Source organism: Streptomyces sp. NPDC034086 (assembly GCF_055575515.1).
Window position 1 is genome coordinate 110,571 of record NZ_JBVISM010000012.1, and the last position, 15,468, is coordinate 126,038.

The 15,468-nt window shown below is 74.3% G+C and carries 14 protein-coding genes; 9 read left to right on the plus strand and 5 right to left on the minus strand.

Going from position 1 to position 15,468, the window contains the following annotated elements:
* Positions 1-4 precede the first annotated feature (4 nt).
* Positions 5-2,236, minus strand: coding sequence for a xanthine dehydrogenase family protein molybdopterin-binding subunit (locus ACZ514_RS24620; RefSeq protein ID WP_469125665.1), 2,232 nt, complete (start codon positions 2,234-2,236; stop codon positions 5-7).
* Between the two features lie 297 nt (positions 2,237-2,533).
* Between ACZ514_RS24620 and ACZ514_RS24625 the strand changes: the two genes are divergently transcribed.
* Complete coding sequence (locus ACZ514_RS24625; RefSeq protein ID WP_469125722.1) at positions 2,534-2,782, plus strand: SCO4226 family nickel-binding protein; 249 nt, start codon at positions 2,534-2,536, stop codon at positions 2,780-2,782.
* Between the two features lie 273 nt (positions 2,783-3,055).
* A complete protein-coding gene (locus tag ACZ514_RS24630; RefSeq protein ID WP_469125666.1) occupies positions 3,056-4,480 on the plus strand; it encodes a PP2C family protein-serine/threonine phosphatase in 1,425 nt (474 codons plus the stop codon).
* Between the two features lie 160 nt (positions 4,481-4,640).
* On the opposite strand, the gene ACZ514_RS24635 is transcribed toward ACZ514_RS24630, so the two are convergent.
* Positions 4,641-6,134: a DNA-binding protein NsdB gene (locus tag ACZ514_RS24635; RefSeq protein ID WP_469125667.1), complete on the minus strand. Its 1,494-nt coding sequence runs from the start codon at positions 6,132-6,134 to the stop codon at positions 4,641-4,643.
* 231 nt (positions 6,135-6,365) lie between these two features.
* On the opposite strand from ACZ514_RS24635, the gene ACZ514_RS24640 reads away from it, so the two are divergent.
* Positions 6,366-7,493 (plus strand): aminoglycoside phosphotransferase family protein, encoded by a 1,128-nt coding sequence (locus ACZ514_RS24640; RefSeq protein WP_469125668.1) that lies wholly within the window; start codon positions 6,366-6,368, stop codon positions 7,491-7,493.
* 199 nt (positions 7,494-7,692) lie between these two features.
* Positions 7,693-9,492 carry a 3-oxosteroid 1-dehydrogenase gene (kstD, locus tag ACZ514_RS24645; protein ID WP_469125669.1) on the plus strand — a complete coding sequence of 600 codons (1,800 nt, stop codon included), beginning with the start codon at positions 7,693-7,695 and terminating at the stop codon, positions 9,490-9,492.
* Between the two features lie 77 nt (positions 9,493-9,569).
* Here kstD and ACZ514_RS24650 read toward each other — a convergent pair whose 3' ends face one another.
* On the minus strand, positions 9,570-10,070 hold the full coding sequence (locus ACZ514_RS24650) for a hypothetical protein (protein ID WP_468166037.1): 501 nt from the start codon (positions 10,068-10,070) through the stop codon (positions 9,570-9,572).
* A gap of 502 nt (positions 10,071-10,572) precedes the next feature.
* Here ACZ514_RS24650 and ACZ514_RS24655 point away from each other — a divergent pair.
* From ACZ514_RS24655 to ACZ514_RS24670, 4 genes are read left to right on the plus strand one after another with little or no spacing between them, the layout of a single operon-like run.
* Positions 10,573-10,746 (plus strand): hypothetical protein, encoded by a 174-nt coding sequence (locus ACZ514_RS24655; RefSeq protein WP_469125670.1) that lies wholly within the window; start codon positions 10,573-10,575, stop codon positions 10,744-10,746.
* 14 nt (positions 10,747-10,760) lie between these two features.
* A complete protein-coding gene (locus ACZ514_RS24660) occupies positions 10,761-11,291 on the plus strand; it encodes a toxin-antitoxin system, toxin component (protein ID WP_468166228.1) in 531 nt (176 codons plus the stop codon).
* Between the two features lie 2 nt (positions 11,292-11,293).
* Entirely contained in the window at positions 11,294-12,484 is a 1,191-nt protein-coding gene (locus ACZ514_RS24665) for an MAB_1171c family putative transporter (RefSeq protein WP_469125723.1), read from the plus strand.
* Positions 12,481-13,899 carry an NAD(P)/FAD-dependent oxidoreductase gene (locus ACZ514_RS24670; protein ID WP_469125671.1) on the plus strand — a complete coding sequence of 473 codons (1,419 nt, stop codon included), beginning with the start codon at positions 12,481-12,483 and terminating at the stop codon, positions 13,897-13,899. The genes ACZ514_RS24665 and ACZ514_RS24670 overlap by 4 nt, the downstream gene beginning before the upstream one ends.
* Before the next feature lie 121 nt (positions 13,900-14,020).
* Here the strand turns inward: ACZ514_RS24670 and ACZ514_RS24675 are convergent, their stop codons facing one another.
* Entirely contained in the window at positions 14,021-14,485 is a 465-nt protein-coding gene (locus ACZ514_RS24675) for a hypothetical protein (RefSeq protein WP_468166030.1), read from the minus strand.
* 173 nt (positions 14,486-14,658) lie between these two features.
* Between ACZ514_RS24675 and ACZ514_RS24680 the strand changes: the two genes are divergently transcribed.
* A complete protein-coding gene (locus ACZ514_RS24680; RefSeq protein ID WP_469125672.1) occupies positions 14,659-15,198 on the plus strand; it encodes a hypothetical protein in 540 nt (179 codons plus the stop codon).
* 27 nt (positions 15,199-15,225) lie between these two features.
* On the opposite strand, the gene ACZ514_RS24685 is transcribed toward ACZ514_RS24680, so the two are convergent.
* Complete coding sequence (locus tag ACZ514_RS24685; RefSeq protein WP_468166026.1) at positions 15,226-15,465, minus strand: DUF397 domain-containing protein; 240 nt, start codon at positions 15,463-15,465, stop codon at positions 15,226-15,228.
* Positions 15,466-15,468: the final 3 nt, after the last annotated feature.

A 15,468-nucleotide genomic window follows, 5' to 3' on the forward strand; every position in this document is an offset into this window, starting at 1 on the left:
GCGGTCAGCGCGGGTGGGGGGTGAAGTCGACGTCGAAGTCGAGGGGGAAGCTGCGGGGCTTGGAACCGGTGGCCCGGGCCCAGGCGTTGGCGATGGCGCCCACGGCGGCGGGCACCCCGAGCTCCCCCGCGCCGCCCGGCTCGGCACCGGTGGCCGGAAGGACGAAGACCCGCACGTCACGGGGGGTGTCGCGCTGCTGCGCCCAGTGGAACTGGCTGTAACTGCCCTCCAGGGGCAGCCCCTTGTCGAGGTGCAGTCCGGCCCGCAGGGTGGTGGAGATCGCGTCGGTGAGGCCGCCGATCATCTGGGCCTCCAGGCCGCGCGGGTTGACGGGCAGGCCCACGTCGACGGCGATGACCGCCTTGGTGACGCGGACGCGTTCCCGGTCGCGGGCGTCGATCTCCACGAGGCACGCGGTGCGCGACTTGTACTCCTCGTGGAAGGCGATGCCCTGCGCGCAGCCGGCCGGCAGGGCCCGGCCCCACTGCCCCTCGGCGGCGGCCTTGTCGAGCACGGCGCGCTGGGCGTCGGTCTTCAGGAAGGTGCGCCGGAAGCGGTACGGGTCCTTGCCGGTGGCCGCGGCCAGCTCGTCGACCATGATCTCCTCGGCGCCCCGGGTGTTGGCCGAGTACACCGACCGCCAGGACCCGGTCGGGATGCCGGTGGGGACCTCGGTCAGCGCCTGGGTGGTGAGCCCGAAGTGGTACGGGGACTTGACCGTGGTGTGGAACAGGGTCTGCGCGAGGGTGGCGTTGCCGATGCCGGCGGGCAGGCTCGCGGCGGTGGCGGTGATGATCTCGCCGAGCCCGTGCCGGAAGTCCGTCTCGGCGGCGGCCACCCGGTGCTCGAAGCTGAGCACCTCCCCGAGCAGGTGGGTGGCCCGGATCCGGTGGTGGGTGGCGGGGCGCATGCGGCCGTGCCGGGTGTCGTCCACGCGGGTCCACATCAGGCGGACCGGGCGGCGGCAGGCCCGGGAGATCCGGGCGGCCTCCAGGGCGGCGTCGAAGAACAGCCGCCGGCCGAAGGAGCCGCCGGCCTGGACCACGTGCACCTTCACCTTGTCCAGCGGCAGGCCGAGCTCGGCCGCGATGGACTGCCGGGCGACGATGGGGGACTTGAGCCCCGACCAGATCTCGGCGCGGTCGGCGCGGACGTCGGCGACGGCCGAGTTGGTCTCCATCGGGGCGTGGCTGACGAAGGCGAAGTCGAACTCGGCGTCCACGTACGGGGTGAGCAGCGGCGGTACGAGCAGCGGCGGGGTGGCGGCCCTCAGCTCGGTACGGATCTGCGCGTCCGAGAGCCGGTCGGCCGGACCGGGTCCCCAGTCGACGGTGAGGGCGGCCCTGGCGGTGAGGGCCTGCCCGAACGTCTCGGCGACGACGGCGACACCGGTCTTGACGGTCACCACGTCCAGGACGCCCGGCATGGCCCGGACCGCGGCGAGGTTGGTGACGGCGCGGACGGTGCCGCCGACGGAGGGCGGGCGGCGCACCACGCAGGGCTTCGCGCCCGGTACGTCGAGGTCGAGGGTGTACTTCTGGGCCCCGGTCACCATGGCGCGGGCGTCAATCCGGCGGGTCGGGGTGCCGATGAGGGCGTGTTCCGCGGCCGGCTTCGGGGAGGCGCCCGGGACGTGCAGGACGGGCGAGGCGGCTTCGGCGGACAGGTCGCCGTAGCCCGCGGTGCGGCCGTCGGGGGCCCGTACGGTGCCGTTCGCGGTGGTCAGCGCGGAGGCGGAGAGGCTCCAGCGCGCGGCGGCGGCCGCGACCAGGCGGGCCCGGGCGGTGGCGGCGCACTGGCGGACCGGCCCGTAGAGCGAGCGGATCGAGTTGGAGGACCCGGTGAGCTGGTTGAACAGCAGCTCCGGCCGGGCGTCGTCCAGTTCCACCCGGACCGTGTCCAGCGGTGCGTCCAGCTCCTCCGCGACCAGCATGGCCACGGCGGTGGTGAGGCCCTGGCCGACCTCCTCGCGCGGCAGCCTGAAGCGGACGGTGCCGTCCGTCTCCACGGCGAGTGCCAGCAGCGCGGAGGTGGGGGCGCCGGCCAGGATGAACAGGTCGCCCAGGTCGACGACGTCGGCGATGGCGGGCAGGCTCGGGACCACGGCGTGCGCGGCCTGGGGAGCGAGCAGGTCGGCTCCGGCCCGGGTGACCAGGGCCAGCGTGGGCGCCGCGACGAGGTGGGTCAGGAAGGAGCGCCGGCTCCGCCCCTTCGGCGCGCTGCTCTGTTCGCTCATCCGGCCGTGTCCCCGCCCCTCCCAGGGCCCGCAGAACGGACCGCCCCCCGGCTCATTACCGACACGTAGGGTAGCGATCAGGGGGAGAAGTGGGAAGCGTGGTGCGGAACGGGGTCCTTCGTTCGAGTGGTGCCCCTGACGGGCGGACGACCCGGGGTGCGGACGGGAACGGGGGTGCGGCGGCGTCGTACACCTCGAGCGTGCGAGCGACTTCCACCCCCCGGAGGGCCCTTTTCCGGCCATGGGCGCACGATGGAAGCAGACCCGTACACGGCGACGCACGAGGAGGTGTTCGCGGTGGCCAAGTACATGGACGTCCACCACGGGATGAAGGGCATCACGGCGGACGAGCCGATGGCCGCCCACCGGGCGGACCTGGCGATCCAGGCGGACGAGAAGGTGCAGTTCGAGCGGGCCTGGGCCGACCCCGCCTCGGGAGAGGTCTACTGCCTGTCCGAGGCGCCCTCGGCCGACGCCGTCCGCCGCATCCACGAGCGCGCGGGGCACCCCGCCGACGAGATCCACCCGGTGCCGCTGATGGTGTGACGGAGCGGCGGACTCCGACGGGACCGGTGCGGGGGCCGCGCGGAAGCGGAAAGGGAACCACCGGCAGGGCTGACCGGAAACGTTCGTACGGACGGGACAGGACCGGAAGGCCCTCGGCATATGCCCGGAGCAAGACCGTTACGGATGTTGCCAAACGCCTTACAGGCAGTCTCCGGCTGTGCCACAGTCGTAGTCGGTCCACAGCCGTCACCGGTCGCCCTCCGGGACCCGACCGAGCAGCGTCTGTATCGCCGCGCCTGTATCGGAGTCATCATGCCGTCCCACCTGTACGCGGACCGTCCCGCGCAGCCGCCCGAGCCGGGATCGGTGGACGCACTGATCTCGCAGACCCGCCGGCTGCGCGGCGAGGTGGACGCCGTGCGCCGCGACACCGTCGTGGACGACGACGACGCGCAGGGCCGCTGGCAGCGCGCACTGTGCGACCTCGCCGTGCACCACCTCGACGACCTCGGCCAGCACCTCGGCCAGCTCAAGGAGGGCCTCCCGCCCGCCCCCGAGCCCCCGGAGCCGCCCGCCGTCCCTGCCGAGCCCGCCGTGGAGGACCGCCAGACCCGCGTCGGCAGCGCCGAGTGGAACCTGCTGACGGACGAGGTCACCTGGTCCGAGGAGCTCTTCCAGATCTTCGGCCGGCCCCCCGAGGCGGGCCCGCTGCCCCTCGACGAACTCGGCTCCACCCTGTTCTCCGAGGACCAGCCCCTGATGACCTCGATGGTCACGGACTGCCTGGTCGACGGCAAGCCGATAGACGGCGAGTTCCGCATCGTCCGCGCCGACGGGCGGGTCCGGACCCTGCACATGAGGGGCGAACCGGTGCTCGACTCCGACGGCTGCACGGCCTCGATGTGGGCCCTGCTGCGGGACGTGAGCGAACTGCGCCGGAGCCAGCGGGCGGTGCGCGAGTCCCGGGAGTCGCTCCAGCGCCAGCGGGAGATCGCCCAGACCGAACACCGGCTCGCGGTCGAGCTCCAGGAGGCCGTCCTCCCCCCGTGGCGCGGATCCCTGCGGTTCCCGCACGGCAACGCGGGCACGATGGACGTGGCCGCGCACTACCTCCCCTCCGCGACCAGCGCGCTGATCGGCGGCGACTGGTACGACGCGCTCGAACTGCCCGACGGCTGCTCCCTCCTGACAGTCGGCGACCTCACCGGCCACGGGGTGACCGCCACCTCGGGCATGGCCATGATGCTCGGCGCCCTGCGCGGGATGGCCATGGCCGGGATCGAGCCGGGCCCGCTGATGGGCTGGCTCAACCAGCTGTTGGAGACCTCCGTCCAGCCGGCCCTCGGCTCGGCCGTCTGCTGCCGCTACGACCCCGCGCGCCGCGTCCTCTCCTGGGCCCAGGCCGGACACCCGGCGCCCCTGCTCTTCCGGCGCGGCGAGGGCCGGCCCCTGCAGTCCCCTGAGGGAGTGCTGCTGGGGGCCACCTCCGGAGCCGCGTACGGGCAGGCCGAGGAACAGCTCGAACCGGGTGACGTGCTCGTCCTGCACACCGACGGACTGACCCCGCGCGGCATCGAGTTCGGCCGGACGGACGGGACCGAGCGGTTGCTGGCGCTGGCGCCGCGCTTCTCGGAGGCCCGGTCGGCACGGGACTGCGTACGGATGGTCACGGAGGAGTTCGGCGAGAGCGAGCGCGAGGACGACGCCTGCGTCCTGGTCGCCCGGATCGGCGGCTGACGGCAGGGGATTCCCCGCCGCACGGGCTTCCGCGGGGCCGCGCCGGTACGGCGCGGCCCTTCCTCCGTCCCGTCCTCCCCTCCTCCCGTTTTCCCGTTCTCCTGTCCGCCGCCGGCTTTCCGCACCCCGGCCGTACCCCTCCCACGACGACATCCGCCCCCTAGACCGCCGCTCCGCGTGCGGCGGGGGCGGGACTGTTCGGGAGGGCCAGCTTGATCTCCTCGCGCAGCTCCTCGATGCCCGCGTAGCCGGCGTACTGGCCGGTGAGCCGGTACATCTCGCGGAGCCGGTCCCAGGTCCGGTGCGAGGACGTCTCGTTCATCGAGACCAGGGCGAGGCGCGCGTAGCGGTCGGCCTGTTCGGGGTCGTCCGCGATGAAGCAGGCCGAGGCCATCGAGATGTAGTCGAAGATCTGCGAGCGCTGGTAGCCGTCGCCGCGCAGCCGCAGCGCCTCCCGCGCGTGCCGCGCCGCGACGGGTGCCGCCGAGGCGTCGTGGTCGGCGAGGGTGCGGTAGGCCAGGGCCTGCATGCCGTGCAGGTCGGCCTCGTCGAAGTGCTGCATCCAGGAGGGCGGCGGTACGTCACCCTTGTCGGAGACGAAGAGCTCCTCGGCCTCGCCCAGGGTGCGGCGCATGGCCTGCCCCTTGCCCATGGCGGCCTGCGCCCAGGCCTCGATGGTGTGCAGCATGGCGCGGGTGCGCGGCAGGGTCTGCTCGCCGGAGCCGGACTGTGCCAGCTTCATCAGGTCCAGGGCCTCGTTCGGCTTGCCGAGGTGCACCATCTGGCGGGCGGCCCGGGAGAGGGCCTCGCCGGCGCGCGGCCGGTCACCGCCCTCGCGGGCCGCGTGCGCGGCGATGACGAAGTACTTCTGCGCGGTGGGTTCGAGGCCCACGTCGTGCGACATCCAGCCGGCCAGCACCGCCAGGTTGGCCGCCACCCCCCACAGCCTGCGCTGGAGGTGGTCGGGGTGGTGGTAGGCCAGCATGCCGCCGACCTCGTTGAGCTGGCCGACGACGGCCTTGCGCTGGAGCCCCCCGCCCCTGGAGGCGTCCCAGGCCCGGAAGACCTCGACGGAACGTTCCAGGGCCTCGATCTCCTGGGAGCCGATGGGCGCCGCCTCGTAGCGGTCGTAGCCCGCCGGGTCGGCCTGGTGGGGGCCGCCGAAGTGCCGCGCGCTCCGGGCACCGGAGGGCTCGGTGTGCAGCCAGTCGTACATGGCGTTGCTGAGGGCTGAGCCGGCGGTGAGCGCGGCTCCCGCGCCCATCAGGCCGCGACGGTTGAGCATGAGGTCCATTCCCGTGAATTCGGTGAGGACCGCGGCTGTGCGTTCGGGCGCCCAGGGCACTCCGTCGGGGTTCTGCTGAACCGCGTCCGGCTGCCGTCTGGTGGTGCGCCGCTGCCGTACGAACCCGAGGTCCTCGATGGTCACGACACGACCGAGCCGCTCGGTGAACAGTGCTGCCAGTACCGTGGGCACCGGCTCGCGCGGGGTCTCCCCCATGTCGATCCAGCGCCGCACCCGCGAGGTGTCGGTGGCCAGTTGGTGGTGGCCCATCGCGGCCGCCTGCCGGTTGACCATCCTCGCGAGTTCGCCCTTCGACCAGCCGGCCAGGCCGAACAGGTCGTTCAGACGGGTGTTTGGACCTTTGCTCACGTCAAGCCCCCAGGTTCTCGGCTGAGTTGACAGTAGCCGCCCGTCAGATGCCCAGCGACTATTCGCCAGGGTTCGCCACCCGCCGCCCCGTGGTTCGCCACCTGCGGGCGGGTGTCAGGTAGGAATGCGCCTCCCCGACCCGGTTCACCGGCGGAACTCCCCAGGGTGAAGCACGGGATCCGGCGGGGCGGCGTACGCACTCGTCGGCGCACGAAGGGAACCGTAAACGCCATGTACGCAGCAACGTCCTCCGTGTCCGCCCCGGTCCGCCAGCACCGCACCCTCCAGGCGGGGGGCGGCTCCTACCTCGAACCGGGCCGTCAGCCGGTACCGGCGCAGGGCGCCGCCGTACGGGCTCGGCGCATGCCGGGAGGCGGACCGCAGCCCCTCAGCGGAAGGATCGACCTTTCGGGACCGCAGGGGGCGCAGCTGCGCACCGCGCTCGCGTCGGTGCAGCGCATCTGTCCCGAGTTCGCCCCGGTGCAGGTCCTGCGGCGCAGCGGCCGGTCGGTCCTGCTGGTCGGAACGACGGGACGGATGACCGCGGTCGCGAAGGTTTTACTGGACCACTCGCCGGAGTGGCGCGAGCGGTACCGGCACGAAATAGCGGCGTACCGGACGTTCGTCCGGCACCGCCCGCCGGTCCGCGTGCCCCGGCTGATCGCCGCCGATCCGGAGAACTGCGTCCTGGTGGTGGAGCGGATGGCGGGCCGGGTCGCCGCGCTCCAGCGGCATCCGGTGGAGGCGCCGCCGCGGCCCGACGTACGGGCCGCGCTGGGAGCCGTGTGCCGGGTGAACCAGTGGCGGCCGCCGGCCGATCTGTTCGGGCACCCCGTGGACTACGCGCGGCGGATCTCGCGTGACCACGAGCTGGGCCTGCTGACCGACCGGGACTACGGGGACCTGCAGAAGCTGCTGCACGGGCTGCGGCCGGCGAGCACGCCGTGGCAGTTCAACCACGGTGACGCGCTGCTGTCGAACCTGCTGCTGTCCCCGGCGGGGCCGGTGCTCCTCGACTGGGAGCACGCCGGCTGGTACCTGCCCGGCTACGACCTGGCCACGCTGTGGACCGTGCTGGGTGACGCCCCGGCGGCCCGCGGCCAGATCAGCCGGCTGGCGCAGTCGGCGGGTCCGGCGGCGCGGGACGCCTTCCTGGTCAATCTGATGCTGGTGCTGACGCGGGAGATCCGGATGTGCGAGACGGCGGTGCAGCGCTCCATGCTGGCGTCCGCTCCGGACCGGCCGCTGCCGGCGGGGGCGGTTTCCTCGGGCGAGGAGCAGCGTCTTCTGCTGCGGCGACTGCACGACGACGCGGGGATGGCGCGCAGAGCGGTCCGGGCGGCGGTCGGCACGCGCTAGACGGCCCGCCCGCCCGGCACCGCACGGATCCCGTGTGCCGCACACCCAGTGTGCGGGGCGCGGGATCCGGCCTGTCCGGGGCCGGGACCGTTGCGCGCGCGTGCCTTGACATCCCATGATCCCCGGAACAGTTTCTCTGACCCGGCATCAGAACCGTCCCTGCCGCCCGCGCTTCCTCCCACTCCGCTGGAGCCCGCCCATGACCGAGGCCATGCCCGTGACCGAGACCCCGGACCGCCCGCGCGCCGTTCCGCCCACCCGCCGGGCCGTCCTCGCCGGGACGGGGGCCGGGGTGCTCGCCGCCGCCGTGCTGCCGGGTGCGGCCGCGCGGGCCGCCGAGAGCCCGCTCGGCGAGTACGACGTCGTCGTGGTGGGCTCGGGTGCGGCGGGCATGACGGCCGCGCTGACGGCCGCCGCGCGGGGGCTGAGCGTGCTGGTGGTGGAGAAGGCCCCGACCTTCGGCGGTTCCGCGGCGCGCTCCGGCGCGGGGATCTGGCTGCCGAACAACTCGGTGATCCTGGCCGCGGGTGTGCCGGACACCCCCGAGAAGGCCGCGGCGTACCTGTCGGCGGTGGTGGGGCCGCAGGTGCCGGCCGACCGGCAGCGGGCGTTCCTCGACAACGGGCCGCGGATGCTGGACTTCGTCATGGCGAACAGCCCGCTGCGGTTCCGTTTCATGGACGGCTACAGCGACTACTACCCCCACCTGCCCGGCGGGCTGCCGAACGGCCGCTCCATCGAGCCGGACCAGATCGACGGCAACCTCCTGGGCGCCGAGCTCGCGCACCTGAACCCGGCGTACATGCCGGTGCCCGCCGGGATGGTGGTCTTCAGCCAGGACTACAAGTGGCTGAACCTCGCGGCGGTCAGCGCGAAGGGGCTCGCGGTGTCCGCGGAGTGCCTGGCGCGGGGCACCAGTGCCGCGCTGCGCGGGGAGAAGCCGCTGACGATGGGCCAGGCGCTGGCCGCGGGACTGCGGGCCGGGCTGCTGCGGGCGGGGGTGCCGGTGTGGCTGGACAGCCCGCTGGTCGACCTGGTGCGGGACGGCGGTGCGGTCACCGGGGTCGTGGTGGAGCGGGAGGGCGTACGGGGTGTCGTGCGGGCCCGCAGGGGCGTGGTGATCGGCTCCGGGGGCTTCGAGCACAACGCGGAGATGCGGGCGCGGTACCAGCGGCAGCCGATCGGCACCGAGTGGTCGGTGGGTGCGAAGGAGAACACCGGTGACGGGATCCGGGCCGGTGAACGGGCGGGCGCGGCACTGGCGTTGATGGAGGACGCCTGGTGGGGGCCGTCGATCCCGCTGCCCGGGGAGCCGTACTTCTGTCTGGCGGAGCGGACCCTGCCGGGCGGTCTGATGGTGAACGGGGCGGGCACCCGCTTCGTGAACGAGGCGGCGCCGTACAGCGACGTGGTGCACGTGATGTACGACAAGGACCGGGACGCCCCGGGCTCGCACATCCCGGCGTGGCTGATCGTGGACCAGAACTACCGGAACAAGTACCTGTTCAAGGACGTCCTGCCGGCACTGCCGCTGCCGGAGGCGTGGTTCGCGTCGGGGGCGGCGAAGAAGGCGTGGACCTGGGACGCGCTGGCCGGGCAGATCGGGGTGCCGGCGGGCGCGCTGCGGGCGACGCTCAACCGGTTCAACGCCCAGGCGTGGAGCGGGACCGACGCCGACTTCCACCGGGGCGACACGGCGTACGACCACTACTACACGGATCCGCACGTGGTGCCGAACTCGTGCCTGGCGCCGGTGTGGGCGCCTCCGTTCTACGCCTTCCGGATCGTCCCGGGCGACCTCGGCACCAAGGGCGGCATCGTCACCGACGCCCGGGCGCGGGCGCTGCGGGCGGACGGGTCGGTGATCCGGGGCCTGTGGGCGGCGGGCAACGCCAGCGCGGCGGTGATGGGTCACAGCTACGCGGGGGCCGGATCGACGATCGGGCCCGCGATGACGTTCGGTTACGTCGCGGCGAACGACATCGCGGACAGCCGCTAGCCGTGTCGTCGAAGTCGCACCCGGCCGGTGCTGTTCTGCCGGTGCCGTTCTGACGGCCCGGTGTGGGGCCGCCCCGGTCAGCCCTGCTGGAAGAGCTCGGCGGGGAGCGGCTTCAGCAGCGCGTAGAGGTCGTCGGTGATCGGGCGGTCCCAGCTGGCGATCGTCACGAGGACGTTGTCGCTGCGGTCGAACTGCACGCAGGAGATCCGGCCCTCGGAGAGCTTGACCTTGCGGACGATGAGGAGGTTGTCGCCCTGCATGACGGGGCAGTCCTCGGTGCCGGTGACCTCGACGTCCTCGTCGTTCTCGAGGGCGTCGAGGAGCTGGGCCACCTCGAAGGGGACCTGGCCGTCGGCGAGCTCGCGCGCCGGGGAGCCCTCGGGGAGGTTGCCGATGATCATCGCGGGGCCGCGGCCGCCGAACAGGTCGTAGCGGAGGAAGACGCCCTGGCAGCTGCCGTCGGGCGCGGGGAGCAGCCCGGCCCCGAGGTTGCCCGGCCAGTCCCCCGGGTCCATGGCCAGGACGTCGAAGTCCGGGCCGGCGGGTGTGGCGGCGCGGTGGCGGCGGAGGAAGGACATGCGGCCATGGTACGTGGCCGCGCGGGTTTTCCGGCGCCGGGGGCTCCGCGGCGGCGCAGTGCCGCGGGGCCGTGCGGGGCGGGGGTGCGGGAGGGGTTCCGCCCCGGGCGGCGCCCGGTCGGCGGCGGGCGCGCGGGGGCCGTGGACCTGCGGGTACGGGGGTGTGCGCGCCGGGTACTCCTTACCCGGGGGCGGGCCGGCGCGCTGAGCTGCGGTCCTGCGACCTTTCCCGCCACGGGCCGCCGCACTGGCTGTATCTTGCTGTGCGTCCCCGCGTCCGGTCATCGATCGTTTTCGATTCGACAACGATCGCTTCGGTGCTGGGGATCTTGTCGCCCGGGGGGACCTGCCGTCGCTACCGTCGTCCCCGGTGCGCAGACGGATCTGCCCTTCGGACGTATGGGAGCACAGACAGATGACTGTCCCCGTTGGCGGTCCGCCGCTTTCCCTCACCACGACGCCCGCCCGGCCGCGGGCTCGCGCCGCGGAGAGACGACTGGACGTGGACGAGATCCCCGGCGCGGTGTCCCTCTCCGGGCGGACCGGCGTTCCCGTGGAGGTGGCGGCGCCGCGGCGCGGCGCGGCGTTCGCCGGCCCCGCCCCGGCCGGGGCGGCGTACCGGGCCCCGGGGCCCGCGGTGATCAGCGGGATCCTCTCCTCGGAGGTGGCGCGGTGAACCCGTCCCGTTCGATGCGCAAGCTGTGCGCCACGCTGACCTCCTCGCTCGACCTCGAGGCCCCGGTGGAGCCGCAGGTCCTCTTCCGGGCCCTGTGCGACGCCATGAGCCGCTCCCGGGGCGGCCGCCCGATCGTGCTGCGCTTCGAGCGCTTCCCGTCGGAGCTGACCACCTCGGGCCTGTGGCTGAACATGGAGGACTACGACATCGTCGTGGTGGAGAAGTACACGACCCCCGACCACCAACTGGTCATCCTGGGGCACGAGCTGTGGCACATGAAGGCGGGTCACTGCACCGGCCACGGGCGCGGGGCGGCCGACGCGGCCCGGGCGCTGCCCGACGCCTCGGACCTGACGTACGCCAGTGTCGCCGCGCGGTCCCACTACGAGGACACGCAGGAGATCGAGGCCGAGACCTTCGGGCTGATGCTCGGCGACCGGTGCAGGGCGTGGCTGCCGGGCGGCGACGCGGCCGGGGCGCCCCGCCGGAGCGACGTCGCCGGCCGGATAGGCAACGCGCTCGGTTACCGTGGACCGATCGGTTGACGGTGACCTCGGACAAGTACTACATCCCGTACCTCATACCCGCGGCGATCCTCACCCTGGCCTTCGCGATCCGGCTCCCGGTCATGATGAGGTTCTGGCGCATCGACCCCAACGTCCGGTCCGTCGGCGGCCTGCTCCTGCTGGCCTCGGCCGTCTTCTACTTCGGCCGGCCGAAGACCCTGGTCCTGCTGAACAGCGCGACCGGCGTCAGCAACTTCGCGGCGCCGCTGGTGTACACGCTGCTCACGATGTTCTGCGCCTGCTGCCTGATCATGATCATCCACTGGCGGGGCGGCGATCCCCGCCGGGTGCGCCGGACCAACTGGACGATCGGCGTCGTCTACTCGACCGTGGTGGCCGGACTGTGGATCACCTTCGCGTTCGCCGACGTCCCGGTCGAGCGGCTGCGGGACCTGGACACGTACTACGCCAACACCCCCTGGATGCGCGAGCACATCATGCTCTACCTGGGGGCCCACACCACCGCCTGCGCGATCACCGCCGTCGTGACCTGGTCCTGGCTGCGGGAGGTCACCGGCTGGCTGCGCTCCGGCCTGGTGCTGCTGGTCATCGGGTTCGTCCTGAACCTCTGCTACGACACGGTGAAGCTCACGGCGGTGTTCGCCCGCTGGAACGGCCACGACCTGGACTGGCTCAGCACGTACGTGGCCCCGCCCATCGCCTCCGTGTGCGCCCTGTTCATCGCCGTCGGCTTCATCCTGCCCCACGCGGGCCAGGCGCTCCAGGGGATCTGCACGGACTACTACCACTACCGGTGCCTGGCCCCCTTCGTACGCGAACTGGCCGGAGTGGACACCGGTTCGGTACGGCTGCCGCGCCGGTCGCCCATCAGCCGTCGCCTGGTCCAGCGCAGGACGCGGATCAGCGACGGGCTGCTGCGGCTCCAGCCGTACATGGACCCCGCGGTCCGCGAACGGGCCCTCGCCGAGGCCCTCGCCCGGGGCGAGAGCGCCGAGCGGGCGGCGGCGACCGCCGACGCGGTGGCCGTGGTCGCGGCGGTCGCCGCCCTGCGCGCGGGTGCCGGGGCGGAGGCGGAGGACGGCCCGGTGCCCGGCCCGGCGGGGGCACCGGACCTCGTCGCGGTGGCCAGGGCCCTGCGCCGGTCCCCCGTCGTCACGGCCTTCCGCGCCCGGTCCGGCCCCGCAGACCACCGAGAGAGCGTGAGTCCATGAGCAGTTCACCGCCGTCGCGCGCCCGGCGCACCTCGGTCGTGGTCGGGGGCGGTCTGGCCGGCATGCTCACGGCCGCCGCGCTCGCCGGGGCCGGCTCCGGCGAGGTCGTCGTCGTCGAGCGGGACGCGCTGCCCGACGGGCCGGTGTCCCGCAAGGGGCTCCCGCAGGCCCACCACGCGCACCTGCTGTGGTCCGGCGGGGCCACGGCCATCGACGCCCTGCTGCCCGGCACCATCGGGGCGCTCAGGGACGACGGGGCCCACCGGATCGCGCTGCCCACGAACATGGTGGGCCTCTCCCCCGAGGGCTGGTTCCGCCGCTGGGCGCTGGAGTCCCACTACGTGCTGATCGCCAGCCGCGACCTGCTCGACTGGCACGTCCGCCGGGCGGTGGCGGCGCTGGCGAACGTGACCGTCGCCGACCGCACCGAGGTACTGGGGCTGGCGGGCGACGCCCGGCGCGTCACCGGGGTGCGGGTGCGCGGGAAGGACGCCGTGGAGCGGGTCCTGGACGCGGACCTGGTGGTGGACGCCTCCGGGCGGGCCTCCCGTGCGCCGCGGTGGCTGGGCGGGCTGGGAGTGGCCGGGCCCGCCGTACGGACGGTCGACCCCGGACTCGTCTACGCCAGCCGGACCTTCCGGGCCCCGGCGGACCTGGGGAGGACGTTCCCGCTGGTGGTGAACGTGCAGGCCGATCCCCGCGGGGACGGTCCGGGCCGGTCCGCGACGCTGGTCCCGATCGAGGGCGACCGCTGGCTCGTCACCCTGTCGGGGACGCGGGGCGGCGAACCCAGCTCCGATCCGGAGGCCTTCGCGGCCTTCGCCCGGGGGCTGCGGCACCCGATCGTCAGCGAGCTGATCGCCGGGGCGGAGCCGCTGACGGACGTGGTGCGCACCCGTACGACCGTCAACCGCAGGCACCATTACGAGAAGGCCGCGCTGCCCGGCGGGTTCCTGGTGCTCGGGGACGCGGTCGCCGCCTACAACCCGGTGTACGGGCACGGGATGTCGGTGGCCGCGCAGAGCGCCCTCGCGCTGCGGGACGCCGTCGTCCGGTACGGCTGGGCCGACGCGCGGCTCGCCGCCCGCGCCCAGAAGGCCGTCGCCGGTCCGGTGGCCGCCGCGTGGGCCCTGTCCACGGGGAACGACGTCTTCTACCCCGGTGCCACCGAGGGCGGGCCGACCGCGGCCGAGCGGGTCGCCGCGGCGTACGTACGGCGGCTGATGCGCACGAGCACCGGCAACGGGCGGGTCGCCCGGGCCGTGACCGACGTGATGACCCTGGAGCGGCCCGCCACCCGGCTGTTCACCCCGCCGGTGCTGCTGGCGGCCCTGCTGGGACCGCGCCGGGCACAGCTGACCGGGCCGCCGCTGGGGCCGGCGGAGCGGGCGGCGGTGGCGGCGCTGCGGCGGTAGGCAGGCGCGTTCCCCGCGCGCGGTGCGTCGTTCCCCGCGCGGGGTGCGTGCGCCGCAGCGGGGCGTGCGCCCGGCCGGTGCGCGGACCGCGCGGGGCCGCGGGTGGCTCGGGGCGAGGGGCTCAGCCGTGCCACCGCCAGGTCAGGGAGCCGTCCTCGGGGACCGCCGTCCAGCGGGCCGAGGCCGCGTCGAGGGCGGTGCGGGCCCGCTCCAGGTCGGCTTCGCCGAGCACGGGGCGGCCCACGCCGCGTCCCGTGACGGGCAGCCCGGACCAGGCGCGGTAGGCCCAGTTGACGGCCATCTCCGCCGCCATCACGGCGTCGCCCCTGCGGCGCAGCACCTTGAGGCCCGACCGGCGGTGGCGGCCGGGGTGGGTCATCTCGAACCCCTGGAAGGTGGCGCCGCCGGCGACCGCCCCCCAGAAGCCGTCGGTGATGCCCAGCGCCTCCTCGACCGCGGCGTGGGCCAGGTCGTGCGGGAGCGTCGGGCCGGTGGGCTGCGCGGGCAGCCGTACGTCGGGGCCGCGGCGGCCGGTGACCGTGATCTCGTGCCGGTTCCCCGGCAGTTTCCTGAAGGCGATGTCCACGGTCGAGACCGTAGGGCGCGGGGGGTGGCGGCGCCAGTGGATTCGGGGCGGGGCCCGGCGGCGGGTTTGGCGCGGCCGTACGCGGATAGCCGCCAGGTGAGGCACCTGGCGTGCCGGTCCACGGTCGTCCCCGGGCTCCGCGCGGGGCCGTACCCCGACCCGGAGGCGAATCGATGAACACGAACCGCGGGTACGACGCCCCGGAGCGGCGCGGCGCGCTGCTCCCGGACGCGGGGGCCGAGCGGGACGAGCACGGCCGTGCGCCGGGCTCACCCTCGCGCACCGGAACCGGCTCCGGCCCCGCGGCCGACGCGGCCCGGGTGGACGAGGCACGGGCGCGGGCGGGCCGCTCGGCGGAGGCCGAGGTGAACGTACTGGTCAGTCACTGCGACCGGTCGTGCGCGGACGCGGTGCTCGGCGTCCTGGCGGAGGCGTTCCCGGGGATGGCCCCGCCGGTGCTGCAAGGGGCTGCGGGGCCCGCGGCGGCCACGAGCATCTGGTCGACGACGGTGGACGTCCGCGACCGGGCGCCCGGGGTGAGCCCCCGGGCCCGGCCGGCCGCACCGGTGACGGTGGAGCTGGACGGCGCCGCCGACCCGGTGCGCCAGGTCCGCGCCGTCCTGGAGGACGCCTTCGCCGGCGAGCACCTCGGTACGGTGTCCGGGGAGCACGAGGTCCAGGTCGCGCTGCGGCTGTCCGCCCGCCCGGCCTGATGCCGGGGGCTCGGCCCGCGTCCCGGCTCAGGTCAGGTCGAAGCGGCCGCCGCGCGCCCCCAGGACGAACTTGCGCCACTCCCGCGGCGCGAAGACCAGCGAGGGACCGTCGGGGCGCTCGCCGTTGCGCATCGCGATGAACCCCTCCACGAAGGCGACCTGCACGTCGCCCACCCCCCGGCTGCTGCCCTGCCATGCGGCCCCGCTGAGATCGAGCTCGGGCCTGCCCCAGCCGGCGGACGGCTGCGGAATCGCGCTCTCGGCCACGTC